The 25,649-nt window shown below is 50.3% G+C and carries 26 protein-coding genes, 1 pseudogene and 1 other annotated feature; of the genes and pseudogenes, 13 read left to right on the top strand and 14 right to left on the bottom strand.

The annotated features are described in order from the left end of the window. Nucleotides 1-53: 53 nt before the first annotated feature. Nucleotides 54-1,034, bottom strand: a complete 981-nt coding sequence (gene btuC, locus OGV75_RS15175; protein WP_032931198.1) for a vitamin B12 ABC transporter permease BtuC — start codon at nt 1,032-1,034, stop codon at nt 54-56. Nucleotides 1,035-1,338: 304 nt separating this feature from the next. Here btuC and OGV75_RS15170 point away from each other — a divergent pair, with 304 nt between their 5' ends. From OGV75_RS15170 to OGV75_RS15150, 5 genes are all read left to right on the top strand, one after another. After that, nucleotides 1,339-1,497, top strand: a complete 159-nt coding sequence (locus OGV75_RS15170; protein WP_016152871.1) for a DUF1427 family protein — start codon at nt 1,339-1,341, stop codon at nt 1,495-1,497. Between the two features lie 85 nt (nt 1,498-1,582). Beyond that, complete coding sequence (locus tag OGV75_RS15165) at nt 1,583-2,797, top strand: PfkB family carbohydrate kinase (RefSeq protein ID WP_046275865.1); 1,215 nt, start codon at nt 1,583-1,585, stop codon at nt 2,795-2,797. Nucleotides 2,798-2,828: 31 nt separating this feature from the next. Further along, complete coding sequence (locus OGV75_RS15160; RefSeq protein ID WP_016152869.1) at nt 2,829-3,563, top strand: outer membrane protein OmpK; 735 nt, start codon at nt 2,829-2,831, stop codon at nt 3,561-3,563. Between the two features lie 17 nt (nt 3,564-3,580). Beyond that, complete coding sequence (locus OGV75_RS15155; RefSeq protein ID WP_286480849.1) at nt 3,581-4,543, top strand: nucleoside hydrolase; 963 nt, start codon at nt 3,581-3,583, stop codon at nt 4,541-4,543. Nucleotides 4,544-4,546: 3 nt separating this feature from the next. After that, on the top strand, nt 4,547-5,776 hold the full coding sequence (locus OGV75_RS15150) for a NupC/NupG family nucleoside CNT transporter (protein WP_016152867.1): 1,230 nt from the start codon (nt 4,547-4,549) through the stop codon (nt 5,774-5,776). A gap of 40 nt (nt 5,777-5,816) precedes the next feature. Here OGV75_RS15150 and ihfA read toward each other — a convergent pair whose 3' ends face one another. The 8 genes from ihfA to thrS all read right to left on the bottom strand — a co-directional run bounded on the left by ihfA (nt 5,817) and on the right by thrS (nt 13,100). Beyond that, entirely contained in the window at nt 5,817-6,116 is a 300-nt protein-coding gene (gene ihfA, locus OGV75_RS15145; RefSeq protein ID WP_003030571.1) for an integration host factor subunit alpha, read from the bottom strand. Between the two features lie 4 nt (nt 6,117-6,120). Then, nucleotides 6,121-8,508 carry a phenylalanine--tRNA ligase subunit beta gene (gene pheT / locus OGV75_RS15140; RefSeq protein ID WP_065554668.1) on the bottom strand — a complete coding sequence of 796 codons (2,388 nt, stop codon included), beginning with the start codon at nt 8,506-8,508 and terminating at the stop codon, nt 6,121-6,123. A 15-nt stretch (nt 8,509-8,523) separates the two neighbouring features. Continuing rightward, entirely contained in the window at nt 8,524-9,507 is a 984-nt protein-coding gene (pheS, locus tag OGV75_RS15135; protein ID WP_016152865.1) for a phenylalanine--tRNA ligase subunit alpha, read from the bottom strand. Between the two features lie 167 nt (nt 9,508-9,674). After that, nucleotides 9,675-9,799, bottom strand: a sequence feature (Phe leader region). Continuing rightward, nucleotides 9,750-9,794: a pheST operon leader peptide PheM gene (gene pheM, locus OGV75_RS15130; protein WP_001386830.1), complete on the bottom strand. Its 45-nt coding sequence runs from the start codon at nt 9,792-9,794 to the stop codon at nt 9,750-9,752. (Overlaps the previous feature by 45 nt.) Before the next feature lie 120 nt (nt 9,800-9,919). Then, on the bottom strand, nt 9,920-10,276 hold the full coding sequence (rplT, locus tag OGV75_RS15125; protein WP_003030578.1) for a 50S ribosomal protein L20: 357 nt from the start codon (nt 10,274-10,276) through the stop codon (nt 9,920-9,922). A 55-nt stretch (nt 10,277-10,331) separates the two neighbouring features. After that, nucleotides 10,332-10,529, bottom strand: a complete 198-nt coding sequence (gene rpmI / locus OGV75_RS15120) for a 50S ribosomal protein L35 (protein ID WP_003030583.1) — start codon at nt 10,527-10,529, stop codon at nt 10,332-10,334. Between the two features lie 96 nt (nt 10,530-10,625). Next, complete coding sequence (gene infC, locus OGV75_RS15115) at nt 10,626-11,168, bottom strand: translation initiation factor IF-3 (RefSeq protein WP_048997935.1); 543 nt, start codon at nt 11,166-11,168, stop codon at nt 10,626-10,628. A gap of 3 nt (nt 11,169-11,171) precedes the next feature. Further along, a complete protein-coding gene (thrS, locus tag OGV75_RS15110) occupies nt 11,172-13,100 on the bottom strand; it encodes a threonine--tRNA ligase (protein WP_016152864.1) in 1,929 nt (642 codons plus the stop codon). 304 nt (nt 13,101-13,404) lie between these two features. Between thrS and yniD the strand changes: the two genes are divergently transcribed. Then, a complete protein-coding gene (yniD, locus tag OGV75_RS15105) occupies nt 13,405-13,512 on the top strand; it encodes a small membrane protein YniD (RefSeq protein ID WP_003030590.1) in 108 nt (35 codons plus the stop codon). A gap of 167 nt (nt 13,513-13,679) precedes the next feature. On the opposite strand, the gene OGV75_RS15100 is transcribed toward yniD, so the two are convergent. After that, nucleotides 13,680-14,438 (bottom strand): DUF481 domain-containing protein, encoded by a 759-nt coding sequence (locus tag OGV75_RS15100; RefSeq protein ID WP_016152863.1) that lies wholly within the window; start codon nt 14,436-14,438, stop codon nt 13,680-13,682. A 287-nt stretch (nt 14,439-14,725) separates the two neighbouring features. Here OGV75_RS15100 and pfkB point away from each other — a divergent pair, with 287 nt between their 5' ends. Both pfkB and OGV75_RS15090 read left to right on the top strand, forming a co-directional pair. Continuing rightward, complete coding sequence (pfkB, locus tag OGV75_RS15095) at nt 14,726-15,655, top strand: 6-phosphofructokinase II (protein ID WP_075847327.1); 930 nt, start codon at nt 14,726-14,728, stop codon at nt 15,653-15,655. A gap of 269 nt (nt 15,656-15,924) precedes the next feature. Continuing rightward, nucleotides 15,925-16,785, top strand: a complete 861-nt coding sequence (locus OGV75_RS15090) for a fructosamine kinase family protein (protein ID WP_016152861.1) — start codon at nt 15,925-15,927, stop codon at nt 16,783-16,785. A 64-nt stretch (nt 16,786-16,849) separates the two neighbouring features. On the opposite strand, the gene OGV75_RS15085 is transcribed toward OGV75_RS15090, so the two are convergent. Then, the gene (locus OGV75_RS15085; protein ID WP_019076635.1) at nt 16,850-17,386 is read right to left on the bottom strand and encodes a YniB family protein; all 537 of its coding nucleotides are present in this window, start codon (nt 17,384-17,386) and stop codon (nt 16,850-16,852) included. A 168-nt stretch (nt 17,387-17,554) separates the two neighbouring features. On the opposite strand from OGV75_RS15085, the gene hxpB reads away from it, so the two are divergent. The 4 genes and pseudogenes from hxpB to tcyP all read left to right on the top strand — a co-directional run bounded on the left by hxpB (nt 17,555) and on the right by tcyP (nt 20,586). Next, nucleotides 17,555-18,223, top strand: coding sequence for a hexitol phosphatase HxpB (gene hxpB, locus OGV75_RS15080; RefSeq protein WP_095715553.1), 669 nt, complete (start codon nt 17,555-17,557; stop codon nt 18,221-18,223). Nucleotides 18,224-18,253: 30 nt separating this feature from the next. Beyond that, a pseudogene (locus tag OGV75_RS15075) lies at nt 18,254-18,376 on the top strand (SDR family oxidoreductase); the annotation flags it as partial. Nucleotides 18,377-18,459: 83 nt separating this feature from the next. Beyond that, the gene (locus tag OGV75_RS15070) at nt 18,460-19,059 is read left to right on the top strand and encodes a metal-dependent hydrolase (RefSeq protein WP_087121839.1); all 600 of its coding nucleotides are present in this window, start codon (nt 18,460-18,462) and stop codon (nt 19,057-19,059) included. Nucleotides 19,060-19,194: 135 nt separating this feature from the next. Next, on the top strand, nt 19,195-20,586 hold the full coding sequence (gene tcyP, locus OGV75_RS15065; RefSeq protein WP_019078417.1) for a cystine/sulfocysteine:cation symporter: 1,392 nt from the start codon (nt 19,195-19,197) through the stop codon (nt 20,584-20,586). Between the two features lie 66 nt (nt 20,587-20,652). On the opposite strand, the gene cedA is transcribed toward tcyP, so the two are convergent. Next, nucleotides 20,653-20,898 (bottom strand): cell division activator CedA, encoded by a 246-nt coding sequence (cedA, locus tag OGV75_RS15060; protein WP_369707928.1) that lies wholly within the window; start codon nt 20,896-20,898, stop codon nt 20,653-20,655. A 209-nt stretch (nt 20,899-21,107) separates the two neighbouring features. Here cedA and katE point away from each other — a divergent pair, with 209 nt between their 5' ends. Next, entirely contained in the window at nt 21,108-23,366 is a 2,259-nt protein-coding gene (gene katE, locus OGV75_RS15055) for a catalase HPII (RefSeq protein ID WP_286480848.1), read from the top strand. Between the two features lie 36 nt (nt 23,367-23,402). Here katE and chbG read toward each other — a convergent pair whose 3' ends face one another. Then, nucleotides 23,403-24,161 (bottom strand): chitin disaccharide deacetylase, encoded by a 759-nt coding sequence (chbG, locus tag OGV75_RS15050; RefSeq protein WP_065554665.1) that lies wholly within the window; start codon nt 24,159-24,161, stop codon nt 23,403-23,405. 12 nt (nt 24,162-24,173) lie between these two features. Continuing rightward, entirely contained in the window at nt 24,174-25,529 is a 1,356-nt protein-coding gene (locus OGV75_RS15045) for a 6-phospho-beta-glucosidase (RefSeq protein ID WP_016152854.1), read from the bottom strand. Nucleotides 25,530-25,649: the final 120 nt, after the last annotated feature.

Raw genomic sequence — 25,649 nt, 5'->3', positions numbered from 1 at the left:
CCAGAACAACAGGTGGATTTTCAGTTTTTAATCATAGACCGAATCAACGCGTTCTAGCGCGCGGCTTTTAACAATAGCCAGATAAATACCGGTGCGCCCATGGTGGCCGTCACCACGCCAATTGGCAGCTCAGCCGAGGCCAGCACCAGACGCGCGACAACATCAGCCAACAGTAACACGATAGCGCCAGCCAACGCGCAGCCCGGCAGTAACACGCGATGATCGGTTAAGCCGCACAGCCGCAGAATATGTGGGATCACAAGCCCAATAAAGCCAATCGCTCCCGCCAGAGCCACGCTTACGCCAACCATCCAGCCCGTGGCGACCACCAGCAGGTTGCGCCAGAACCATAACGGCAATCCCAACTGACGTGCAGAAGTCTCCCCCAGCGCCAGCATATTCATCGGCTGCGACTGACAGCAGATCCACACCAGCACCGGAATCAACGCCACCATGAGCCAGGCCTGATGCCAGTCAACGCCGCCAAAGCCCCCCATCATCCAGTACATTAGCTGTCGCAAATCAAAAGAAGTGGAGAAGTAGATGGCCCATGTCATTAGCGCGCTACAGATAATCCCCAGCGCCACCCCCGCCAACAGCAGACGGCTGGTAGACAAATGACGGCGGGCAAAACGGAGCAGAATAAGCGTGATAATCAGCGCCCCAGCGATGGCGCATAAACCCAGCGCCCAGCCGGGGAGCTGCCCCTGCCCCAGCAGCACCGCCGCGATGAGCCCGACCCCCGCACCATTAGACACGCCCAGTAATCCAGGCTCTGCGAGCGGGTTTTCAAAGAGAGCTTGCATCACTGCGCCAGATAAGGCCAACGCAGCGCCTACCAGCAAAACGGCGAGGGTACGGGGAAATCGGATTTGCCAGACGAACAGATCGCCGCGGGCGCTGAACCAGTCGCCGGGGGCGATCCACTGTTCTCCTGCGCATAAGCTAATCACGAGCATGACCAATAGCAACAGCGATAAAGTGCCTAACCAGTATCGGTCTCGCCGACGTTGTAATTGTGCAAAAGGTTGCATGTTTATACTTTTTTTATGGGTTATCTCATTAATTTTACGATGAAAGCAAAAAACATGGAAGGAAGCTCTACCGCAAATGAGGCAATGGCCCAAAACAGCATGAACCTTAGTCTTTTGCATAATGCAATGCTGGCAGCAATACCAGGTAGTAGCTGTCATTATTAATATCGTTCCTGAGATTAAATAAATAACCACAACCGGACAAGATGTCCGGTTGCAGAAGTTTTGTGTGATTGTCTTCTCATCAATACGTAAATATATTGTGTAGTCTTCATATCATCATAACACCCTCAGGAATTATCTTATGGATATAATTCTTTCGCTTATTGCCGGTGCAATTATTGGTTTCATATTTACATTAATAAAACTCCCCATTCCAGCCCCTGCTGCCTGGCCTGGTGTATTTGGTATCATCGGTGTACTTAGTGGTAATCAGATCTTTAATTATTTATTCAACAAATAAATTCATTCACCAAAGAAATTAACGTATAGACAAAATAAACTTATTACATGGACCTCTCATCACATTCATGAAAAGTGAGGATTAGATGCCCTGTCGTTACAAAAAACAGCGTCTTCGCTATATTTTAACACTACTCAAAAAACAAGGAAGTGTAAAAATATCATCTCTTGTTAAGGTACTTGATGTTACGGAAAGAACACTCCGCCGCGACATCAATGACCTCGTAAAAACAGGACATGTCCGCTCATGCTATGGAGGTGCTGTATATAATCACGACAATGCATTCCCATTATATGAGAACAACTCTCTTTATTTGCACCAAAACATCATCATTAACCAATCAAAGATCGAACGAGAAATATCAATGAACGAAAACAATGGGAAAGTTTACATTCTGGGTTCATTTAATACCGACTTAGTATATCGGCTTCACCGCTTTCCTATTTCAGGAGAAACCACGCGCGCGCTTTTTTCCTGTTGTTTACCCGGAGGGAAAGGCAGCAACCAGGCGATAGCATCCGCACAAGCCAATGCTCGCACTTATTTTACAGTCAAATTAGGTGAAGATGAGTTTTCAACCAAAGCCCAGCATTTTTTAAATGGCGTAGGATTAGAAAAACTAACCATCTTTACCAAAAATGATGCACCAACCGGCAGTGCCGTAGTGATGATATCCGAAGAAGCTGGCGATAATGTAATCGTTATTAATCCAGGGGCTAATCAGGAAATAACGAGTGAAGAAATTATATCCTGTTATGACGAGATTGGCACCGCCAATGTTTTTTTGACGCAGATGGAAAACAATCCTGATGCTACAGCTCAAGCTATTAAGTTCGCACATGCCGCCGGGGTGATGACAATCCTGAATCCAGCACCATGGCGCAAGGAAGTGACAGATCTTCTCCGCTGGACACACATCCTGACCCCAAACCTCACAGAAGCAGAGGCGATAATTGGCAAGGCTATTCGTACGCCAGACGATATTCGTCAGGCCGCCGAAACCATGCACCAAATGGGACCACAATATATTCTAATTACGTTAGGCAAAGATGGGTGCTGGTTATTTGATGGTTCTACTCACCAACAGTTCCCGGCATATCCCGCCGTTAATATTGATACATCCGGCGCCGGTGATGCATTTAATGGTGCACTCGCTGCACGACTTGCCTGTGGAGAAAATATTGCCAACGCAATTCATTACGCCTGTGTATTTGCAGCACTGGCCGTAGAGCGTGAAGGCGCAGCCAATATGCCATCCCATGAACTCGTATTAAAACGATTAGCTTGTACTAAATACTGATATTAACCCACCACAAAAATAGGGATATAAAATGAAAAAAATCGCCTTCGGGGCTTTATTATCGTGCGTAGCTTTTTCCTCATTAGCTGAACAACAATACGGTTGGGGAAATATACATTTTGACTATCAATCCTGGGATGCCGGTGTTAAAGACCTCGAATATGAACAAGCCTTAATTGGTATTGAGGGAGGTATTGGTTTTGATTGGGGTGAAATGTACGGTTTTTATGATTTTGAAAATATTCTAGATGACGAGGGAAATCAGGGGCAGACTGCGAATGGTGAAATCCATACCTACCTCTGGAAAACAGGTGCCAGCTTATTTACAAAAGTCTATAATTCGCAAAGTCCCAATTTTAAAGAGACGAATCAATTTATTGGGCTTGGCTATACCGACCTGAAAGGCGATGGATGGTGGTTTAAACCCTGGATTGCTCGTCAGTATATTACCGCGCACAGTAATTTTGGCCCAGCTTATGATATTAATGGACTCAATGGTTTCTCAATTGGATGGAACGCTGGTTATGCTTTCAATCTTCTCAACCAGGACTTCTTACTGTCCAATTGGAATGAAATAGAACTTGACCGTAATGATGACTATACCGCTAACAATCATGGTAGCAATGGTTTAAACGGCGGCCTGAATATTACCTGGAAAATCATGCCTCATATATCCACCACATTAATGTATCGGTACTTTTATAACAAACTTGGTGCGGATGGATATGGCGATATTCTCATTTATCGACTGGCCTACGACTTCTAACTTAAGGAACATTAACGATGTTAAGTATCCACTGGCCTGAATTAACTTCAGCGCAGCGTATTACCTTAATTACGCCACCTAAGTATGGCAAAGTGCCTATCGTTATTGACAGCGATACCTACAATGAAATTGACGATCAGATGGCCATTGCCTGGGCATTCTTGCACCCGGAGCGCCTCGATCTGCAAGCTGTTTACGCCGCTCCGTTTACCAACCACTATTTTGGTAAAGAGGGCTCGCACACATATGTTGACGATCCCGCAGTAGGCATGCAACTGAGCGTCGATGAGATCTATCGCGTATTTAACAAACTCCCCCGCCGCGAAAACATACCGCAAATATTCCAGGGTTCAACACGCTATCTGAAAGATAGCAACCAGCCGGAGATGTCAGCATCAGTACAGGATTTGATTAACCGGGCAAGAACGGCTGAGCAAACATTACATGTACTCTCAATCGCCGCGCCGACCAATATCGCTAACGCACTGCTCCTCGCGCCGGACATCGTCACAAAGATTCATGTCATCTGGCTTGGGGGTAACAGTTATGCCTGGAAAGATAATCATGAATTCAACCTGATGCAGGACATTGCGGCGAGTCGGGTACTTTTTGATAGCGGCGTAGCGCTCACCCAAATCCCCTGCTTTGGCGTGGCTAACACTATGGCCTCATCGGTCCCAGAGATGCAGCACTATTTTGCAGAGACCAGCCGCATTGGTAGCTACTTTGCTGAAATTGCCCCGCGATGCCCCTGGATTGGTTTTGCATCCCGCAAAGTCATTTGGGATATCACTACGGTTGGCTATGTCCTGAATCCTGACTGGTTCACCTGTGAATACCGTACATCCCCTTTGATCAATGACAATCTGAGCTGGAGTTTTGATAACCGCCGTCACGTCATTCAGGTCGCAAAATTTATTGAGCGGGATGCTCTCTTTAAAGATCTTTTCCGTAGCATCATTGATGCCGATGAGGGATAAACCATGCAGATACTCATCGTCATACTTGGCATTGTTGTCCTGTTACTCGTTGCCTGGCTATGTTCAGAAAATCGCAAAGCTATCCGGTTTCGCACCGTTGGCGGCGCCTTTGCAATCCAGGCTCTTTTTGCTGCATTTATCCTGTATGTCCCCTTAGGGGAAAAAATCTTACTCGCCATATCAAACAGTCTGTCAGGCATGCTGAACTATTCGTCGGAAGGGATTAACTTTCTCTTCGGGAATCTCGGACAGTTCAAAATGGGGTTTGTATTTGCCGTGCATGTTCTGCCGATTATCATTTTTATGTCAGCATTGTTCTCCGTGCTGTACTACCTGGGCATCATGCAGTGGATTATCCGTCTCATCGGTACGGGTATCCATAAACTGCTACGCACCAGCCCGGCAGAATCCATGGCTGCAACGGCCAATATTTTTGCGGGCAATACTGACGTCTTCGTCCTGATGAAGCCTTATGCGCCACGCATGACGCGCTCAGAACTGTTTGCACTCATGACAGGTGGTGTGGCCTCTATCGCAGGCTCAGTGCTGGTTGGCTATGCCAGTATGGGGATCGAAATTCGCTATCTGGTAGCCGCCTCTTTTATGTCAGCGCCAGGCGGTCTGTTAATGGCGAAAATGCTGTTTCCAGAAACGGAACCCGAAAACACTGCCGACGTGTCAGGCGATATGCTTGGTCAAGATGAAAAGCCTATCAACATCGTTGAAGCGGCTACAAATGGCGCGACTATCGGGCTGAAGCTCGCCGCTAACGTGGGGGCAATGCTTCTGGCACTGATTGCATTAATTGCTATGGTGAACGGCTTGTTGGGCTGGTTTTGTAGCTTTTTCGGCTATGGTAACGTCACGCTACAATTTATCTTTAGTTACCTCTTTGCTCCGGTTGCCTGGCTGTTGGGCATTCCCGCTAACGAAGTCTTGCAAATTGGCAGCCTGTTAGGTCAAAAATTGGTGTTGAATGAGTTCGTCGCGTATACCAGCTTTATTCCAATGAAAGACCAACTGTCGGAATATTCGCAGATAATAACGATCATGGCGCTGGCTGGGTTTGCCAATTTGTCCTCTCCTGCCGCATTGATTGGCGTACTGGGGGGGATTGTGCCGGGGAAAAAAAGTTTCATTGCTAAAATGGGGCTTAAAGTGATCCTGGCGGGCACGTTGTCTAACCTGCTGAGCGCAGCACTGACCGGGCTGTTTTTCCTTCTGGCCCACTAATAAAAAAGGCCGCATTCGCGGCCTTTTTAGTTAGTTCAGATTACTCTTCTTTCGGCGTTGCGTTTTCAACCCGGCTTTTTAACTTCTGTCCGGGTCTGAAGGTCACCACGCGCCGTGCTGTAATGGGAATATCTTCGCCCGTTTTCGGATTACGGCCCGGACGTTGATTCTTATCACGCAGATCGAAGTTACCAAAACCAGAGAGTTTTACCTGCTCACCATTTTCCAGAGCACGACGGATCTCTTCGAAAAACAGCTCGACCAGTTCTTTGGCATCCCGCTTGCTAAGCCCAAGCTTATCAAACAGATATTCTGACATTTCAGCTTTTGTAAGCGCCATAGGTTCAATCCCTCAATGATGCCTGGAATCGCTCTTTTAATGCCTCTACACATTTGGCGACGGTAGCGGCAATCTCCTCTTCTTCAAGTGTACGGCTGGTATCCTGAAGGATCAGGCTGATAGCGAGGCTCTTATAACCCTCCGCAACACCCTTACCGCGGTACACGTCAAACAAGTTTACGCCAACTACCTGATTTACGCCAACTTTCTTACATTCGGATAAAATATCCGCAGCGGGAACGTTTTCTGCCACAACGACCGCGATGTCGCGACGGTTCGCCGGGAAGCGAGAAACTTCACGCGCCTGAGGCACCACGCGGTCTGCGAGCTTGTTCCACTCCAGTTCAAACACCAGAGTGCGACCGTTCAGATCCAGTTTACGTTCCAGTTCAGGATGAACAACCCCAATGAAACCAATGCGTTCACCTTTCAGATAAATCGCCGCAGACTGCCCCGGATGCAGTGCTGGATTCGCTTCAGCTTTGAATTGAATATCCGCCAGCTTGCCGGTCAGGTCGAGAACCGCTTCCAGATCGCCTTTCAGATCATAGAAATCAACGGTCTCTTTTGCCAGATTCCAGTGTTCATCATGACGGTTACCGCAGATCGCGCCCGCCAGCATCAGATCCTGACGGATCCCGAGATTAGCCTGCGTGTCCGGTACGAAACGTAAACCCGTTTCGAAAATACGCACGCGGTTTTGCTGACGATTCTGGTTGTACACTACCGTAGACAGCAAGCCGGTCCACAGGGATAAACGCATTGCCGACATATCAATCGAGATTGGGCTTGGCAGCAGCAGCGCTTCTTCACCCGGGTGCAGCAGCGCCTGGACTTTCGGGTCGACAAAGCTGTAGGTAATAACTTCCTGGTAGCCTTTGTCATTCAGCATGGTTTTTACGCGTTTCAGCGACAAATCCGCTTCACGATGCGTACCCATGATAAGACCCGCCTGAATTGGCGTATTCGGGATATTGTCATAACCGTATACACGGGCGACTTCTTCGACCAGGTCTTCTTCGATCTCCATATCGAAACGCCAGCTCGGCGCTACCGCTTTCCACTCATCTTGCCCTTCCGTGACATCACAACCCAGACGGCGCAGAATATCGCTCACCTGCTCATCTGCAATATGGTGTCCGATCAGACGATCCAGTTTGCTACGGCGAAGCGTAATGGTTGCGCGTTTTGGCAGCGAGGCTTCGTTCGTCACGTCAATGATTGGACCCGCTTCGCCGCCGCAGATATCAATCAGCAAGCGCGTAGCACGTTCCATGGCTTTATGTTGCAGCGCCGGATCGACACCACGCTCATAGCGGTGAGAGGCATCGGTGTGCAGACCGTGACGACGTGCGCGACCGGTAATAGACAGCGGGCTGAAGAACGCGCATTCCAGCAGGACGTTTTGCGTTTCATCATTCACACCGGAGTGCTCGCCACCAAAGATGCCGCCCATTGCCAGCGCTTTGTTATGGTCCGCAATCACCAGCGTATCCGCATTCAGCTTCGCTTCACTGCCGTCCAGCAATACCAGGGTTTCACCTTCTTTTGCCATGCGGACAACAATCCCGCCTTCAATGCGGTCTTTGTCGAATGCGTGCATCGGCTGGCCCAATTCGAGCAGCACATAGTTAGTCACGTCAACCACGGCATCGATCGAGCGGATGCCGCAACGACGCAGTTTTTCTTTCATCCACAGCGGGGTTGGCGCTTTAACGTTAATGCCTTTCACCACGCGGCCCAAATAGCGTGGACAGGCTTCCACCGCGTCGACCTGAATCGGCAGGACGTCGTTAATGGTTGCGGCTACTGGCGCTATTTCCGGCTCAACCAGAGGGGCTTTGTTCAATACAGCTACATCACGTGCCACACCGATAATGCCTAAGCAGTCGGCGCGGTTCGGAGTGACGCTGATTTCGATAGTATTATCGTCAAGTTTCAGGTATTCACGGATATCGGTACCAATTGGTGCATCGACAGGCAGTTCGATAATACCGTTGTGATCGTCGGAAATACCCAGCTCGGAGAACGAGCACAGCATGCCTTCAGACGGCTCACCGCGCAGTTTCGCGGCTTTGATTTTGAAATCGCCCGGCAGAACGGCACCAACGGTTGCTACAGCCACTTTCAAACCTTGACGGCAGTTTGGCGCACCGCAGACGATATCCAGCAGGCGGTCGCCGCCGACATTCACCTTGGTGACGCGCAGTTTGTCAGCGTTAGGATGCTGAGCGCACTCAACCACTTCACCCACTACAACGCCGTTGAACGCGCCAGAAACAGGATCCACACCGTCAACTTCCAGACCCGCCATCGTGATTTGGTTTGACAACGCATCGCTATCAATCGCCGGGTTTACCCATTCGCGTAACCACAGTTCACTGAATTTCATTGTTTTATCCTGCCTTTATTTAAACTGTTTGAGGAAACGCAGATCGTTTTCGAAGAAAGAACGCAGATCGGTTACGCCGTAACGCAGCATGGTCAGACGCTCCATACCCATACCGAATGCAAAGCCAGAGTAGATTTCCGGATCGATACCGACGTTACGCAGCACGTTCGGGTGAACCATTCCGCAACCCAATACTTCCAGCCATTTGCCATTTTTACCCATCACATCGACTTCCGCAGAAGGTTCGGTGAACGGGAAGTAGGAAGGACGGAAACGAACCTGCAGGTCTTCTTCAAAGAAGTTGCGCAGGAAATCATGCAGCGTGCCTTTCAGGTTGGTGAAGTTGATGTTGGTATCAACAATCAGCCCTTCCATCTGATGGAACATTGGGGTGTGCGTCTGATCGTAGTCGTTACGATATACGCGGCCCGGAGCGATAATACGGATCGGCGGCTGTTTTTCTTTCATGGTGCGGATCTGCACGCCGGAAGTCTGCGTGCGCAGCAGACGCGTCGCATCAAACCAGAAAGTGTCGTGGTCAGCGCGCGCCGGGTGATGGCCAGGAATATTCAGCGCATCGAAGTTATGATAGTCATCTTCGATTTCCGGACCGGTCGCCACGGTAAAGCCCAGCTCACCAAAGAAACTTTCAATGCGATCGATAGTCCGCGTTACCGGATGCAAACCGCCGTTTTCGATACGACGCCCAGGCAAGGAGATATCGATCGTTTCTTCAGCCAGACGAGCATTCAGCGCGGCATTTTCTAATTCGGCTTTACGCGCGTTCAGCGCTTGCTGAACCTGCTCTTTGGCTTCGTTTATCACCGCACCTGCTGCCGGGCGCTCTTCTGCCGGCAGTTCACGCAGGGTAGTCATCTGAAGGGTCAGGTGCCCTTTCTTGCCCAAATATTCGACGCGGACATTGTCTAACGCGGCAACATCTGAAGCCTGGTTAATGGCGGCCGTTGCACTGGCAACCAGCTCTGCGAGATGTGACATGGTTTTCCTCGTTATGTTGCGATATTCACTAGTCGCTCGTATATACACAAAATCATTCTGGCTGAGTCAAGGCAGCAGTAGAGCGCTAATCCTCAGGAGCGTACACACGTACGAGACTGGGGGAAGCGACTGCAGCCAATGCAGAGGCAGCCTGAAGGATAACGTGTATAAAAAAAGCCTCCACCAGGGAGGCTTTTAGGCGCTGTTTTCCGTTTCTTCTTTCACGCGCAAGCCTCCTGAGTTCAGGTGCTAAAGTAAAAGAAGAAGCGGAAAATAGCAGCATTCATGCTTGCGTTACCTTGTGTGGTAAAAACCGAACAACCTTTATTGAAAAGGCTTACGGATAAATTGTCAACCAATTGATTGCACTACAAATAAAAGAGAGGGAGCCAGGCTCCCTCTTTTCACCGGCTTATGCCAGAGCTGCTTTCGCTTTTTCGACCAGAGCGGTGAACGCTACTTTGTCGAATACTGCGATGTCAGCCAGGATCTTACGGTCGATTTCAACAGAGGCTTTTTTCAGGCCGTTGATGAATTTGCTGTAAGAAATACCGTTCTGACGTGCTGCTGCGTTGATACGCGCAATCCACAGTTGACGGAACTGACGCTTTTTCTGACGACGGTCACGATAAGCGTACTGACCAGCTTTGATAACAGCCTGGAAGGCAACGCGGTATACGCGAGAACGCGCACCGTAGTAGCCTTTAGCTTGTTTCAAAATTTTCTTGTGACGTGCACGGGCAACTACACCACGTTTTACGCGAGCCATATGTGCTCTCCTGTATCTATATTCTTAGTAAAAAAATTAATTAAACGTTAACGGCTTATGCGTACGGCAGGCACGCGATAACCAGACCCAGATCGCCTTTAGAAACGAGGCCTTTTGGACGCAGGTGACGTTTACGCTTAGTAGATTTTTTGGTCAGAATATGACGCAGGTTTGCGTGCTTACGCTTAAATCCACCACCACCGGTTTTTTTGAAGCGCTTAGCAGCACCGCGTACGGTCTTAATTTTTGGCATTTTAATAACTTCCACTTCGCATTGTTAATAAACGAAACGTAGGCGAACAACGGCTGTGGAACCCGCAGGCTCCACAGACATTGCTACTTGAAGGCCTTACTGTTTCTTCTTAGGAGCGAGCACCATGATCATCTGGCGGCCTTCGATCTTCGTAGGGAAGGATTCGACTACTGCCAGTTCACTCAGATCGTCACGGACGCGGTTGAGCACTTCCATACCGATCTGTTGGTGGGCCATCTCACGACCGCGAAAACGCAGCGTGATCTTAGCCTTATCGCCATCTTCCAGAAAGCGTACCAGGCTGCGGAGTTTTACCTGGTAATCGCCATCGTCGGTGCCAGGACGGAATTTAATTTCCTTAACCTGGATAACTTTTTGCTTTTTCTTCTGTTCCTTAGAAGACTTACTCTTTTCATAAAGGAACTTGCCGTAGTCCATAATACGACAAACTGGCGGTTCGGCGTTAGGGCTGATTTCAACTAAATCTACTCCAGCTTCTTCAGCTTTTTCGATCGCTTCTCTCAGACTCACAATACCCAAAGCTTCGCCTTCCAGACCTGTTAAGCGAACTTCCAGGGCGCGAATCTCGCCATTGATACGATTCGGACGTGCCGTTTGAACTCGTTTTCCGCCTTTAATACCTTATTCCTCCAGTTGTTGAAGACTGCGGCTGCGAATCTCTTGTTGCAGCTTCTCAATCACTTCATTTACGTCCAGGCTGCCCAAGTCTTTGCCACGACGGGTGCGCACGGCAACTTTGCCTGCTTCTACCTCTTTGTCGCCACAGACCAACATGTAAGGGACACGACGTAAAGTGTGCTCGCGGATTTTAAAGCCAATCTTCTCATTTCTCAAGTCTGCTTTTACACGAATACCCGCATTTTGTAGTTTCTGCGTTAATTCGTTGACGTATTCAGACTGTGAATCGGTGATGTTCATGACGACAACCTGAACTGGCGCAAGCCAGGTCGGGAAGAAGCCAGCGAACTCTTCGGTCAGGATACCGATGAAACGTTCCATCGACCCAAGAATTGCGCGGTGAATCATAACCGGCACCTGACGCTCGTTGTTTTCGCCAACATAAGAGGCGCTTAAACGGGACGGCAGAGAGAAGTCCAGCTGTACAGTACCGCACTGCCATGCACGATCGAGGCAGTCATACAGGGTAAATTCAATTTTCGGACCGTAGAATGCGCCCTCACCCAGTTGGTACTCAAACGGGATGTTGTTTTCTTCCAGCGCAACGGCCAGGTCTGCTTCAGCACGGTCCCACATTTCATCGCTACCGATACGTTTTTCGGGGCGAGTGGACAGTTTGACGACGATTTTCTCGAAGCCAAAAGTGCTATACATATCGTAGACCATACGAATGCAAGCGTTAACTTCATCACGGATCTGCTCTTCTGTACAGAAGATATGTGCATCATCCTGAGTGAAGCCACGAACGCGCATCAGGCCATGCAGCGCGCCTGACGGCTCATTACGGTGGCAGCTACCAAACTCGGCCATACGCAACGGCAGATCACGATAGGATTTCAGACCCTGATTGAAGATCTGCACGTGGCCCGGGCAGTTCATGGGCTTAATGCAGTATTCACGGTTCTCAGAGGAGGTCGTGAACATCGCATCTTTGTAGTTATCCCAGTGACCTGTTTTTTCCCACAGCACGCGGTCCATCATGAACGGACCTTTAACTTCCTGATACTGGTATTCTTTCAGTTTTGAGCGAACAAAGACTTCCAGTTCACGGAAGATTGTCCAGCCATCATTGTGCCAGAACACCATACCCGGCGCTTCTTCCTGCATATGATACAGGTCAAGCTGCTTACCGATTTTACGGTGGTCGCGTTTGGCCGCTTCTTCCAGACGTTGCAGGTAGGCACTCAGGGCTTTTTTATCGGCCCACGCAGTACCATAAATACGCTGCAGCATCTTGTTATTGCTGTCGCCACGCCAGTATGCCCCAGCGGTCTTCATCAGTTTGAAGTGATGACAGAAACGCATGTTCGGCACGTGCGGGCCACGGCACATATCGACATATTCTTCATGATGGTACAAGCCAGGCTTGTCATCATGGGCAATGTTTTCATCAAGAATGGAGACTTTATAGGTCTCGCCACGCTTCACGAAGGTTTCACGCGCTTCGTACCAGCTGACTTTCTTCTTAATGACATCGTAGTTTTTCTCAGCGAGCTCGTGCATCCGCTTCTCGAGCGCGTCGACATCTTCCTGGGTTAGCGTACGGTCAAGATCGATATCGTAGTAAAAACCGTTATCAACAACCGGTCCGATCGCCATTTTGGTGTGCGGCCAGAGTTGTTTGATCGCGTGCCCTAACAGGTGCGCGCAGGAGTGACGAATGATCTCCAGACCTTCTTCATCCTTCGCGGTGATGATGGAGAGCTTCGCATCATGCTCAATCAGATCGGAAGCATCTACCAGCTCACCGTCAACACGGCCAGCAATAGTGGCTTTCGCCAGACCTGGACCGATGTCCAGCGCAACATCCATGGGGCTTACAGCGTGGTCGTAATGGCGTTGGCTGCCATCAGGAAGAGTAATAACAGGCATGTTATATCCTTATTTGCAGTGGTGACCCACACGTAAGATCACATACAAAGATTCAATATTTAAAATCATCAAAAAGGTGTGGGCTGATTCCCGCTTCACTCTGCGAAATATGTCACTGGTCGCCTTAATGGCTACACTGGACCTACACCCGCTTTTTGATAACACCGTTTGACAGTGTACACGGCATTACGAGCCGATCAAAGCAACAATCAACGCGCACTCTATGATGTAAATCAATTCACTGACACCCTGACGTTTTTGTTACACTTGTATAAAGTTATCTAACCTGAGCAGGAAAAGGACAATGCCAACAAATCGCTTTGCGAAGAAACACTGGAAGATGGTTGTGATACTGCTCGTTATTTGTGCGGCAATGCTGATGCTACGTTGGGCTGCGATGATCTGGGGTTAAAATACTGGCACACGCTGTTCCGGTTCCGTTGTATTTATCAATTAAATCGAATTCGTCTGAAAATAGCGCGTTATTGATAAGTATTAAAAATAAAACACAGATTTAATATTAAATAAATTTAACGTTAATTGAGAAAAGCCGGGCCAATTATTTGACCCGGCTTGTCATTACATACGATAGCCGAGTGACACAGTAGTACGACGATCGGTATGCTCCGGCGCTGTTGCCGGTGGTTCAGAGTTCCAGGTAACGTTGTAAGCCACCTTTAACCCAAAGTGTTCGTTGATGGCAACGTTCAAGGCCGTTTCAGAATTGAGCGTTGTATCGTCAGCACCAAATACCGACACACCTTGCGTAAACTTAGTATTGTCCGTCATCTGCCACGCATAGGCCCCGGACGCATAGCCCAGCGGCTGTGTTTCGGTGGTGCCATCCGTGTGCTCGTCATAGCGCACACCAGGACCAAATTCAAAACGGAAGCTGTGCACTGGTCCGTTGAGGAACTGACGACCATAACCTGCGGTCAGCACGTCACGCTCGCGATAGCCGTTGTAACGATCGGTCAGCCAGCTTGCCTGCCCAAAGAGATAATCATAGTCGGTCATGTTGTAACGACTACGACCACCTACGGCATATTTCTCCGATGAACGCTCATCATTTGAGGAGGTATTGCTGGCATTTCCCCACAAAGACCACGCCGTAGTTTGACCGTACCAGGTCATGGTGGTGTCTGCAGTTAAAGAAGAACTTTTTGTGTTGCCTGACTGGGCGAGATATCCCGCGTTCAGGTTACCTTCAAAGGGTTTTTTCGCGCTGGAAGGGTCATCCATGACAGTAAAAACGGAATCATCGGCGGCAGCCTGCATTGACGCAAGCAGGCCACCCGTCAGCAGTAACGCTGCGGGCACTGTCTTCAAAAGCTTCATTTATTAAGAGTCCGTACAACAAAAAAAGAGACCATAACGGTCTCGGAAACTTTCATATGGATCAATGACAAAAGACCCTTGAAAGGTAACAAATTATAAAAAGACTCGAATAACATAGCAATAAATTCTTATTTCATTTTTTGAATAAGAGCGTTCCTAAACCGTTTTTTTATTTATATATCTTTAACGCGATTATTTTAAATAAAGATATGAAAAATCATGTTGTTAATTACTTCACTTTCGGGAGGTTAAGTGCCAGACTGAGGACAGCCTAACAGGAGGTAAAGATGGTACGTATCTATACGTTAACACTTGCGCCCTCTCTCGATAGCGCAACAATCACGCCGCAAATCTACCCGGAAGGTAAGCTTCGCTGTACCTCGCCGGTTTTTGAACCCGGCGGCGGCGGCATCAACGTCGCTCGCGCAATTGCCCATCTTGGCGGCACCGCTACGGCCATCTTCCCTGCGGGTGGCGCCACCGGAGAGCATCTTGTTGCTTTGCTCGCCGACGAAAGTGTTCCCGTATCCACCGTCGAAGCTAAAGACTGGACCCGACAAAATCTCCATGTCCACGTTGAGTCCAGCGGCGAACAGTATCGCTTCGTCATGCCAGGCGCTGCGCTCACCGATGATGAGTTCTACCAACTTCAGGATCAGGTGCTGGAAATTGAGTCTGGCGCACTGTTGGTTATCAGCGGCAGTTTGCCGCCTGGCGTACAGCTTGAGAAGCTGACCCGGCTCATTACCACAGCACAAAAACAAGGGATTCGCTGTATCGTCGATAGTTCTGGCGAAGCGCTGGCAGCAGCATTAACCATCGGCAATATCGAACTGGTCAAACCCAACCTCAAAGAACTGAGCGCGCTGGTGAATCGCGAACTCACGCAGCCCGATGATGTGCGCAACGCCGCACAAGAAATCGTGCAAAGCGGAAAAGCGCATCGCGTAGTGGTCTCGCTTGGACCACAAGGAGCGCTAGGCGTTGATCGTGAAACCTGTGTCCAGGTGGTTCCGCCACCGGTGAAGAGTCAAAGTACCGTAGGCGCGGGCGACAGTATGGTCGGGGCCATGACGCTTAAACTGGCGGAGAGCGCACCTTTTGCAGATATTGTTCGTTACGGTGTCGCCGCAGGTAGCGCCGCCACCCTGAATCAGGGTACGCGTCTGTGCGCTTTAGACGATACGCAAAAAATATACGCGTATCTGGCTCAGTAATAACGGCTTCCCCTTGTTTAGATACAAGGGGATTTCCCCGTAAAACTGTCGGCATGGGTGTTATACGTCTATGATAAAAAATCACGTGATTACAAAGCAGTGAATCATGTGCGATCAGGCGTCTTCACAACTATGCGAGGTGAAGAAGAACGACACACATTAAGTGCCTTTCCAGCGATGACGCGTCCGTGGTGTGCGTCAGTTCGTGTTTTTTAACCGCATTCTTGCGCTAACCTTATGATCTGGCAGACAACATGGGGAGAGACATCATGTGGCAGGCTATCAGTCGTCTTTTAAGCGAGCAATTAGGTGAAGGCGAAATCGAACTGCGTAACGAACTGCCCGGCGGAGAGATCCACGCCGCATGGCATTTACGCTATGCGGGGCGCGATTTTTTCGTTAAATGCGATGAAAGAGAGCTGTTAACCGGCTTTACGGCGGAAGCCGATCAGCTGGAGCTACTTTCTCGCAGTCAAACCGTATCTGTACCGAAAGTCTGGGCGGTAGGCGCAGACAGAGATTACAGCTTTCTGGTGATGGATTTCCTCCCTCCCCGTCCGCTTGATGCGCACAACGCGTTTATCCTCGGCCAACAGTTGGCGCATTTGCATGAATGGAGCGATCAGCCGCAGTTTGGGCTCGACTTCGATAATGCGCTCTCTACCACGCCGCAGCCCAACACCTGGCAACGTCGCTGGTCAACCTTTTTTGCCGAGCAGCGTATTGGCTGGCAGTTGGAACTCGCCGCTGAAAAAGGCATTGCGTTTGGCAATATCGACGCCATTGTCGAGCATGTTCAGCAGCGTCTCTCTTCCCATCAGCCGCAGCCATCTCTTCTGCATGGTGATTTGTGGTCCGGGAACTGCGCCCTTGGCCCGAACGGCCCGTACATCTTTGACCCTGCCTGCTACTGGGGGGACAGAGAGTGTGACCTGGCAATGCTGCCGTTACATACCGATCAGCCGCCGCAACTCTATGACGGTTATCAGTCTGTTTCTCCGCTACCATTGGATTTTCTCGACAGACAGCCTGTCTACCAGCTCTATACGCTGCTGAACAGGGCTATTCTGTTCGGGGGACAGCATCTGGTCGTGGCGCAGAAAGCGCTGGACAGGTTACTGGCGGCTTAGCAAAGTCGCACGTTGCTTATCTGGCCTGGCGTTTCGCAACGCGTCAGGCCTGATAGTGCAGCAGTTACAAAAAGCCCAGTAATGAAAAGAAGAAGTAGCCAATCACGATAACGATCACCGGCAAAATATAGAGCGGAAAAATTTGTAAAAAGATCGTATGGTGCGGTACCACAATACGCGACTCAAGTTGCTCGCGTGATAACCCTTCACTGCCCTTTGCCTGTTCCAGAATCAACTGATCCTCAACGCCCTCGCGTAAATAACGCGCCTGACGGCTCATTCTGGCGCCTGAATCCTGCAACGCCAGACCGATAAAAATCAGAATGAAAATCAGCCAAAAAACGAGATTCAGTCCACTTTGAAAATCGGGCGTCGGCGAGTTATACCAAAACACGTTAAGAAAAGGTGTGTTCACGCGCATCATGTCGATCATCACATGAGCAAAATCGAGCATGACCGCGTTAATCCCTTCCTGCTTTTCGCTGTGCGCATACATAAACTTCAGTACTGAAACCAGGGTTGAAATCAGCGCGGGAATGAAAATCACCCATCCCACCAGCCTTTTCAAGATGGCAATGCGTCCAGCTTGTTGATACGTCATGAGTTCCCCTTGATTAAGACGTGTCATTTTGGCCTAAGTTTACCCGTTGATTATCGTTTTCGCCTGATCTTTAAAGGCGGTATACTGCTGAATTAGCCATAATGAACGCTCAGAGCCCGTCCAGGCTGGCTCTTAATCCCTTTTATCACCCGTAAAGGAGAGGTTGTGATGTCAACCCCGCGTCAAATTCTTGCTGCAATTTTCGATATGGATGGATTACTGGTCGATTCTGAACCGCTTTGGGATCAGGCCGAACTGGATGTGATAGCAAGTTTAGGCGTTGATATCTCCCGCCGCCATGAACTTCCCGATACACTTGGCTTACGCATCGACATGGTGGTTGATTTGTGGTTTGCGCAGCAACCGTGGAACGGTCCCTCACGTCAGGAAGTAACCGAGCGCATCATTACCCGCGCAATTGCGTTAGTTGAAGAAACAAAACCACTGCTGCCGGGCGTGCGTGAGGCCGTGGCATTGTGTAAATCTCAGGGGTTGAAAGTAGGACTGGCATCCGCCTCGCCGCTGCATATGCTGGAAAAAGTGCTAACCATGTTTGATCTGCGCAGCAGCTTCGACGCACTGGCTTCTGCGGAAAAACTGCCCTACAGCAAACCGCACCCGCAGGTTTATCTCGATTGCGCGGCGAAACTGGGCATTGACCCTATAAACTGCGTAGCACTGGAAGACTCGGTGAACGGCATGATTGCTTCGAAAGCCGCCCGTATGTGTTCCATCGTAGTACCTGCGCATGAAAATCAGGACGATCCTCGCTTCGTTCTGGCCGACGTCAAACTGGCCTCGCTCACCGAACTCACTGCCGCTCACCTGCGCGGCTAATCCTGCGACGGGCAATGATCGCATTGCCCGCCTGCCGGACGCTGGGGCACGCCTGATGATCTGAAAGGTCCGGTCGTGTTCCTCGCAAGTGCTGCCTCGGACTATATACATGGCTATACGCAGGCCGTGGATGGCGGTTGGCTGGCGCGATAAAGGCGCACTTGTGACAAAGGGTTACAACGTCACCTCTTCCGCCTACTGTATAAAACCCCTATACTGTATGAATCGACAGTTTATTGGGTTTTATCATGACGGCGGAAGGTCACCTTCTTTTTTCTATTGCCTGTGCGGTATTTGCCAAGAATGCCGAGCTAACGCCCGTTCTTGCGCAGGGTGACTGGTGGCATATTGTTCCTTCAGCCATTTTGACGTGCTTACTGCCGGATATCGATCATCCCAAATCCCTGCTGGGGCAGCGTCTGAAGTGGGTATCAAAGCCCATTGCCCGGGCATTTGGTCATCGCGGGTTTACGCATAGCCTGCTGGCGGTTTTTGCCCTGCTGGCCACGTTTTACCTGAAAGTCCCTGATACCTGGATAATTCCGGCTGATGCCTTACAAGGTATGGTTCTCGGTTATCTCAGCCACATTCTGGCCGACATGTTGACCCCGGCGGGCGTCCCCCTGCTTTGGCCCTGCCGCTGGCGTTTTCGTCTGCCTATCCTCGTGCCGCAAAAAGGCAACCAACTGGAGCGGTTTCTGTGCATGGCGCTGTTCGCGTGGGCAATCTGGATGCCGCAGACCGTACAAGAGAACAGTGCGGTGCGCTGGTCATCACAGATGATAAATACGCTGCAAATGCAGTTTAATCGTTTTATAACGCACCAGGTTGACTAATAAATCAGCCATAAAGTTATTTTTGGCATAAACAATTCCATTTGAATATAAGAGGCAAGTCACAGTTCTGCTAATCTTGCGCCAACAGAATCACCGTCACACGGTGATACGCATAATAAGATCAGGAGAACGGGGATGAACTATCCATTAATCGCGAACATTATCGTGTTCGTAGTGCTGCTGTTCGTGCTGGCGCAAGCCCGTCACAAGCAGTGGAGTCTGGCAAAAAAAGTACTGGTCGGTCTGGTCATGGGTGTGGTGTTTGGCCTCGCCCTGCACACCATTTATGGTTCCGACAGCCAGGTTCTTAAAGATTCCGTACAGTGGTTCAACATTGTCGGCAACGGTTACGTCCAACTGCTGCAGATGATTGTCATGCCGCTGGTGTTTGCGTCTATTCTCAGCGCCGTTGCGCGTCTGCACAACGCCTCTCAGTTAGGTAAAATCAGCTTCCTGACCATCGGTACGCTGCTGTTTACTACGCTGATTGCCGCGCTGGTAGGGGTTCTGGTGACCAACCTGTTCGGCCTGACCGCAGAAGGTCTGGTGCAAGGCGGGGCCGAAACCGCTCGTCTGAACGCGATTGAAACCAACTATGTTGGCAAAGTAGCTGACCTCAGCGTTCCACAACTGGTGTTGTCGTTTATCCCGAAAAACCCGTTTGCCGATCTGACCGGAGCTAACCCGACGTCGATTATCAGCGTGGTTATCTTCGCGGCATTCCTCGGTGTTGCCGCACTGAAGCTGCTGAAAGATGATGCGCCGAAAGGCGAGCGTGTGCTGGTTGCTATCGATACCCTGCAAAGCTGGGTGATGAAGCTGGTTCGTTTGGTGATGCAGTTGACGCCATACGGTGTTCTGGCGCTGATGACCAAAGTGGTTGCGGGCTCCAACCTGCAGGACATCATCAAGCTGGGTAGCTTCGTCGTGGCCTCTTATCTCGGTCTGGGCATTATGTTTGTGGTACACGGGATCCTGTTGGGTGTTAACGGCGTTAGCCCGCTGAAATACTTCCGCAAGGTGTGGCCGGTGCTGACTTTCGCCTTCACCAGCCGTTCCAGCGCAGCCTCAATTCCGCTGAACGTTGAAGCGCAAACCCGTCGTCTGGGCGTGCCTGAATCCATCGCCTCTTTTGCCGCCTCCTTTGGCGCCACCATTGGCCAGAACGGTTGTGCAGGGCTGTACCCGGCAATGCTGGCAGTAATGGTCGCCCCGACCGTCGGGATCAACCCGCTGGACCCGATGTGGATTGCGACGCTGGTCGGTATCGTCACCGTCAGTTCCGCAGGGGTTGCGGGTGTGGGTGGCGGTGCAACGTTTGCCGCGCTGATCGTCCTGCCAGCTATGGGTCTGCCGGTAACGCTGGTTGCGCTGCTGATTTCCGTTGAGCCGCTGATCGATATGGGTCGTACCGCGCTGAACGTGAGCGGTTCTATGACAGCCGGTACGCTGACCAGCCAATGGCTGAAACAGACCGATAAAACAATTCTGGACAGCGACGATAACGCCGAACTGGCGCATCGCTAAGTCTGTTAGACTGAAAAACAAAAAAAACCGCCGGAGTGTCATGCTCCGGCGGTTTTTTTATATCCATTAATCGCTCAGTTCATTTTCCTGGCGAACCTGATTAGCCCAGCGTTGCGCTGATTCCGGGACCGTAAATGCAGGTGAACGCTGAAACGCCTCCCCTATTAAGACAAAAGCGACATATTTTCCGCGCAGTATCCATACGTCACGAAACGCATCCATTTTAACTGCATGCTCTGGTGGGGCTGGCTCCACGCGAGGAACATAGCTAATTACCGGACGATTTTGTTGGCGAAGAGGTTTCATAATCAGTTGCTTCACTAAAGACTAATTCTAAAAATCAGAAAACGGCTATCTTAGCCGATTTTGCCTCCTGACGTCCTGCCTTGCGTGCGCTGTTTGCCTGGTTCATCGCGCTTTACGCCCTCGGTCAGTTCCTGCACCACTGAGCAAGTGGTCTATAGTTAAAGCTTTTGACGGCAACAACGACCTTTAAGCGATGAAAACAGGAGACGAGTTTAATGTCACAGAATGATAAGCACCCACTCCATCACTCAGCGCCGGTTCATGATGCCAGCGAATCCCAGCCAGGACTTGACTCACTGGCGCCAGCAGACGGTTCACATCGGCCAACACCTGAACCCACGCCACCAGGCATGCAGCCCACTACGTCCGGCAGCTTAAAAGCGCCTGACACCAGAAGTGACAAACTCAACGCGCTGGAAAGTTTTCGTAAAGGCAGCGAAGATTTTGCTCTGACAACCAATCAGGGAGTGCGCATCGCGGACGATCAAAACTCTCTGCGCGCAGGAAACCGTGGGCCAACTCTGCTGGAAGACTTTATCCTGCGGGAAAAAATCACCCATTTTGATCACGAACGCATCCCGGAGCGGATCGTACATGCCCGAGGTTCTGCTGCTCATGGTTACTTTCAGCCCTATGCCAGCCTCAGCGCGACAACGAAAGCGGACTTTCTGAGTGATGAAAATAAAATCACCCCGGTTTTTGTCCGTTTCTCTACGGTTCAGGGCGGCGCAGGCTCAGCGGATACGGTCAGAGATATTCGAGGATTTGCGACCAAATTTTATACTGAGGAGGGCATTTTCGATCTGGTGGGAAACAACACGCCAGTCTTCTTCATTCAGGATGCCCATAAATTCCCGGATTTCGTTCATGCGGTAAAACCGGAACCGCATTGGGCTATCCCACAGGGTCAAAGCGCCCACGATACCTTTTGGGATTATGTCTCGTTACAGCCAGAAACGTTGCACAACGTTATATGGGCGATGTCCGACCGGGGTATTCCACGCAGCTATCGCACGATGGAAGGCTTTGGCATTCACACGTTCCGGTTGATAAATGCGCAAGGGAAAGCCACCTTTGTCCGTTTTCACTGGAAACCGCTGGCGGGCAAAGCTTCGCTGGTATGGGATGAAGCGCAAAAACTTACCGGTCGTGATCCCGATTTTCATCGCCGCGATCTGTGGGAAGCTATTGAAGCAGGCGATTATCCGGAATACGAACTGGGGCTGCAGCTCATTCCTGAAGAAGACGAATTCAAGTTCGATTTTGACCTGCTCGACCCGACCAAGCTGATCCCGGAAGAGCTGGTTCCGGTGCAACGCGTCGGTAAAATGGTGCTGAATCGTAATCCGGATAATTTCTTCGCCGAAAATGAACAAGTCGCTTTTCATCCCGGACACATCGTCCCTGGTATCGATTTTACCAACGATCCCTTGCTGCAAGGCCGCTTGTTTTCGTATACCGATACCCAGATCAGTCGCCTGGGCGGGCCCAACTTCCATGAAATCCCGATTAATCGCCCGACCTGCCCGTACCATAATTTCCAGCGTGACGGCATGCATCGTATGGACATCGATACCAACCCTGCCAACTATGAACCAAATTCCATCAATGATAACTGGCCGCGTGAAACGCCGCCGGGGCCAAAACGCGGTGGATTTGAATCGTATCAGGAACGGATTGAAGGAAACAAAATCCGCGAACGTAGCCCCTCTTTTGGCGAATACTATGCGCACCCTCGCCTGTTCTGGCTAAGTCAGACGCCAATTGAACAGCAGCATATTATCGGCGGATTCAGCTTCGAACTCAGCAAAGTTACGCGCCCCTATATTCGGGAAAGAGTGGTCGAACAGTTAGCCCATATTGATACAGCCCTCGCCGAGGCGGTTGCCGATAACCTCGGTTTTGAGCTAACCGAGGAACAGGCCAAAATCGCCCCACCGGCTAACGTCAATGGTTTGAAAAGTGCGCCGTCACTCAGTTTATATGCGGGTGCGCAAGGTGAGATTAAGGGCCGCATGGTCGCCATTCTACTTAATGACCAGGTGAAATCGGGCGACCTGCTTGCCATCATGCAAGCCTTACAGGCCAAAGGCGTTCACGCCAAACTGCTCTATTCCCGAATGGGTAATGTGATTGCCGATGATGGTTCCGTCCTGACAATCGCCGGTACCTTTGCGGGTTCACCATCGCTGACCGTCGATGCGGTTATCGTTCCGTGTGGCAATATCGCAGATATCGCTATGAACGGTGATGCCCGATATTACTTACTCGAAGCGTATAAGCACTTAAAACCTATCGCACTGGCTGGCGATGCGCGTCAGTTTAAAGCAACGTTGGATATCAAAACTGAAGGAGAAGAAGGCGTGGTGGAGGCAGACAGTGCAGACGCACAGTTTATGGATACCCTGCTGACGCTAATGACTGCGCACCGCGTCTGGTCACGCGCCGGAAAAATCGACACGATCCCTGCCTAAAAAAATGCGGCGCATTATGCGCCGCAAACTCAGGAGTTAGATGTTCAGAAAACTGCCAAGACGATAACCGCGTTCCGCAATAGCATATTTCAGTGACGGAGACGTCAGCACGTCGAGCTCAGTTAAGCGGGGGTAACAGTAGGCACTTTGACGAATAATGTCATCGATAAAGGCCGGATGACACATCACTTCCAGCGAGGACTCTCCCCGGTCTGCTGACGCGTCAAGCGTTTGCAAAAACAGGGCTTCAGAAATCGCTTCGCCATAAAACTCGCTGCTGAATCCCTGGGAAGTCCGTAACGTCTGCGGAAAGTCAGACGCCTGGAATACCGCCTGACGATCGATCCGTAACGCAATCCCCCGTTGGGCAGCAAACCCGGCCACGATAGGGAAAATCTGCGGGAACATATGCACATGGTGATGGCTATCCAGATGCGTTGGCTCCCGCCCGAACAGGTCAATAAAACGCTGATACTGCGCGGCCAGTTCCTGAGAAATTTCATCCAACGGCAAGGTGTCTTCTTCAGCCATCTGCCAGATCCATTTTCCCAGTAACCCGTCACGAGTAAGGCCTGGCATTGCCGTCAACGGCCTGCCCAGCGTCAGAACAAAATGCATCCCAACGGCAAGTTCAGGTATATCGCGACTCAGCTGTACCGCATGGTCAATGGCTGCGCCATTAACCAGTGCGGTTGTCGAGGTGACCACGCCATTGCGGCAGGCTTCAACAATGCCGTAGTTTTGTCCTTTACTCAGGCCAAAATCATCCGCATTTACAATCAGTACGCGTTCCATAGCCGACCTCAGTTAGTGTTGTTCGCTTTTGAGTTTCTCGATACACCCGGCGAAGTTTGGCAGCCATTTTTCATGCGCCAGAATCAGCTCACGCGCCAGAATCTCGGCATCGCTGTCAGAATGCACCAGCGGACTCAGGTTCAACGCCAGCAGCACATCATTCAGCTCACCGCTCAGTGCCGCATTGCTCGCCGCGACTTCAAAGCCTTTTATGGTATAGATAAGGCCGAGCACTTTCTCATCAAAATGGGTAATACGTGGGTGCGGCGTGGCGCCGTTGCGTCCCAGTGTACAGGTCATCTCAACCGCCCAGTCCGCCGGGATATTGTCAACATGCCCATGATGTGGAACGTTGACATAGTGCTCGGTCTGTTTGTCGTTGTAGATGGCGTTGATCACTTCACAGGCCGCATCGGAGTAATAGGCTCCACCGCGCTGTTCCAGCTCTTTCGGTTTCACGTTCAAATCCGGGTTTTTGTAGAGATCAAACAGTTGTTTCTCCACTTTCTGTACCACCTGAGCGCGAGCGCCGCCCTTATAGTATTCACCCATTTCAATCGCCAGCATCTCTTTTGGCTTGAAGTAATAGAGCAAATATGAGCACGGCAGCAGCTTCAGCGAGCGAATCAACCCTTCACTGAACGGCAGATCGAAGATGTTCTTCACGGTGGAGGCTTTCAGTTGACCTGAAGCCACGCCATCCAACAGTTCATCAAAGCGTGATTTACCATTCACCAGTACGTCTTTAATAAAGACCATATGGTTCAGACCGAACAGATCGATGGATAAGTCATCGCTCTCTTTCAGCGCCAGCACATCGCTAATGAACATTTTCATGCCGACAGGAATATTACATACACCGATGAATTTCTTAAAATTCGTATGGCGATAGACCGCTTCCGTCACCATCCCGGCCGGGTTAGTAAAGTTAATCACCCACGCATTCGGGCACAGTTCTTCCACATCTTTGACAATATCAAAGATAACCGGAATAGTACGCAGACCTTTGAACAGCCCACCAGCGCCGTTGGTTTCCTGCCCCAGATACCCGTGGCTCAGCGGAATGCGTTCATCCTTTTCGCGGGCTTTCAGTTGCCCTACGCGCAACTGGGTGGTAACGAAATCAGCATCTTTCAGCGCTTCACGGCGGTCCAGCGTTTTAAACAACTTCATCGGCACGCCAGCTTTATCGATCATGCGCTGGCAAAGGTCAAAAATAATGTCCAGCTTCTCTTTTCCATCGTCGACATCAACCAGCCACAATTCAGAAACCGGTAATTCATGATAGCGCTTAATAAAGCCTTCAAGTAACTCAGGGGTGTAGCTGCTCCCGCCACCGATAGTGACGACTTTTAATTTCTGGCTCATACTTTCTCCCTTCAGTGTCAAAACACTGACGTGTATTATGCTCAACCCGTTTGTCAGGTATAGCGTGGCTGTCCCGACGCTATTTTGGGCAAGCTATAAAAAATGGGTTATTGGCAAATA

It is taken from the genome of Citrobacter sp. Cb028 (assembly GCF_030336705.1).
Lineage (GTDB): Bacteria > Pseudomonadota > Gammaproteobacteria > Enterobacterales > Enterobacteriaceae > Citrobacter > Citrobacter braakii.
Note: the sequence above shows the minus strand (reverse complement) of the source record. Positions and strands in the feature narration are given on the sequence as shown.

Excerpts from the sequence above, each read along its gene's own strand:
- pheT (WP_065554668.1), bottom strand. The coding sequence starts at position 8,508 with ATGAAATTCAGTGAACTGTGGTTACGCGAATGGGTAAACCCGGCGATT.
- OGV75_RS15045 (WP_016152854.1), bottom strand. The coding sequence starts at position 25,529 with ATGAGCCAGAAATTAAAAGTCGTCACTATCGGTGGCGGGAGCAGCTAC.
- katE (WP_286480848.1), top strand. The coding sequence starts at position 21,108 with ATGTCACAGAATGATAAGCACCCACTCCATCACTCAGCGCCGGTTCAT.
- thrS (WP_016152864.1), bottom strand. The coding sequence starts at position 13,100 with ATGCCTGTTATTACTCTTCCTGATGGCAGCCAACGCCATTACGACCAC.
- ihfA (WP_003030571.1), bottom strand. The coding sequence starts at position 6,116 with ATGGCGCTTACAAAAGCTGAAATGTCAGAATATCTGTTTGATAAGCTT.
- OGV75_RS15165 (WP_046275865.1), top strand. The coding sequence starts at position 1,583 with ATGCCCTGTCGTTACAAAAAACAGCGTCTTCGCTATATTTTAACACTA.
- OGV75_RS15085 (WP_019076635.1), bottom strand. The coding sequence starts at position 17,386 with ATGACGTATCAACAAGCTGGACGCATTGCCATCTTGAAAAGGCTGGTG.
- btuC (WP_032931198.1), bottom strand. The coding sequence starts at position 1,034 with ATGCAACCTTTTGCACAATTACAACGTCGGCGAGACCGATACTGGTTA.
- OGV75_RS15170 (WP_016152871.1), top strand. The coding sequence starts at position 1,339 with ATGGATATAATTCTTTCGCTTATTGCCGGTGCAATTATTGGTTTCATA.
- OGV75_RS15100 (WP_016152863.1), bottom strand. The coding sequence starts at position 14,438 with ATGAAGCTTTTGAAGACAGTGCCCGCAGCGTTACTGCTGACGGGTGGC.
- rpmI (WP_003030583.1), bottom strand. The coding sequence starts at position 10,529 with ATGCCAAAAATTAAGACCGTACGCGGTGCTGCTAAGCGCTTCAAAAAA.
- tcyP (WP_019078417.1), top strand. The coding sequence starts at position 19,195 with ATGAACTATCCATTAATCGCGAACATTATCGTGTTCGTAGTGCTGCTG.
- OGV75_RS15160 (WP_016152869.1), top strand. The coding sequence starts at position 2,829 with ATGAAAAAAATCGCCTTCGGGGCTTTATTATCGTGCGTAGCTTTTTCC.
- pfkB (WP_075847327.1), top strand. The coding sequence starts at position 14,726 with ATGGTACGTATCTATACGTTAACACTTGCGCCCTCTCTCGATAGCGCA.
- yniD (WP_003030590.1), top strand. The coding sequence starts at position 13,405 with ATGCCAACAAATCGCTTTGCGAAGAAACACTGGAAGATGGTTGTGATA.
- OGV75_RS15150 (WP_016152867.1), top strand. The coding sequence starts at position 4,547 with ATGCAGATACTCATCGTCATACTTGGCATTGTTGTCCTGTTACTCGTT.
- pheS (WP_016152865.1), bottom strand. The coding sequence starts at position 9,507 with ATGTCACATCTCGCAGAGCTGGTTGCCAGTGCAACGGCCGCCATTAAC.
- OGV75_RS15155 (WP_286480849.1), top strand. The coding sequence starts at position 3,581 with ATGTTAAGTATCCACTGGCCTGAATTAACTTCAGCGCAGCGTATTACC.
- chbG (WP_065554665.1), bottom strand. The coding sequence starts at position 24,161 with ATGGAACGCGTACTGATTGTAAATGCGGATGATTTTGGCCTGAGTAAA.
- hxpB (WP_095715553.1), top strand. The coding sequence starts at position 17,555 with ATGTCAACCCCGCGTCAAATTCTTGCTGCAATTTTCGATATGGATGGA.
- rplT (WP_003030578.1), bottom strand. The coding sequence starts at position 10,276 with ATGGCTCGCGTAAAACGTGGTGTAGTTGCCCGTGCACGTCACAAGAAA.
- OGV75_RS15090 (WP_016152861.1), top strand. The coding sequence starts at position 15,925 with ATGTGGCAGGCTATCAGTCGTCTTTTAAGCGAGCAATTAGGTGAAGGC.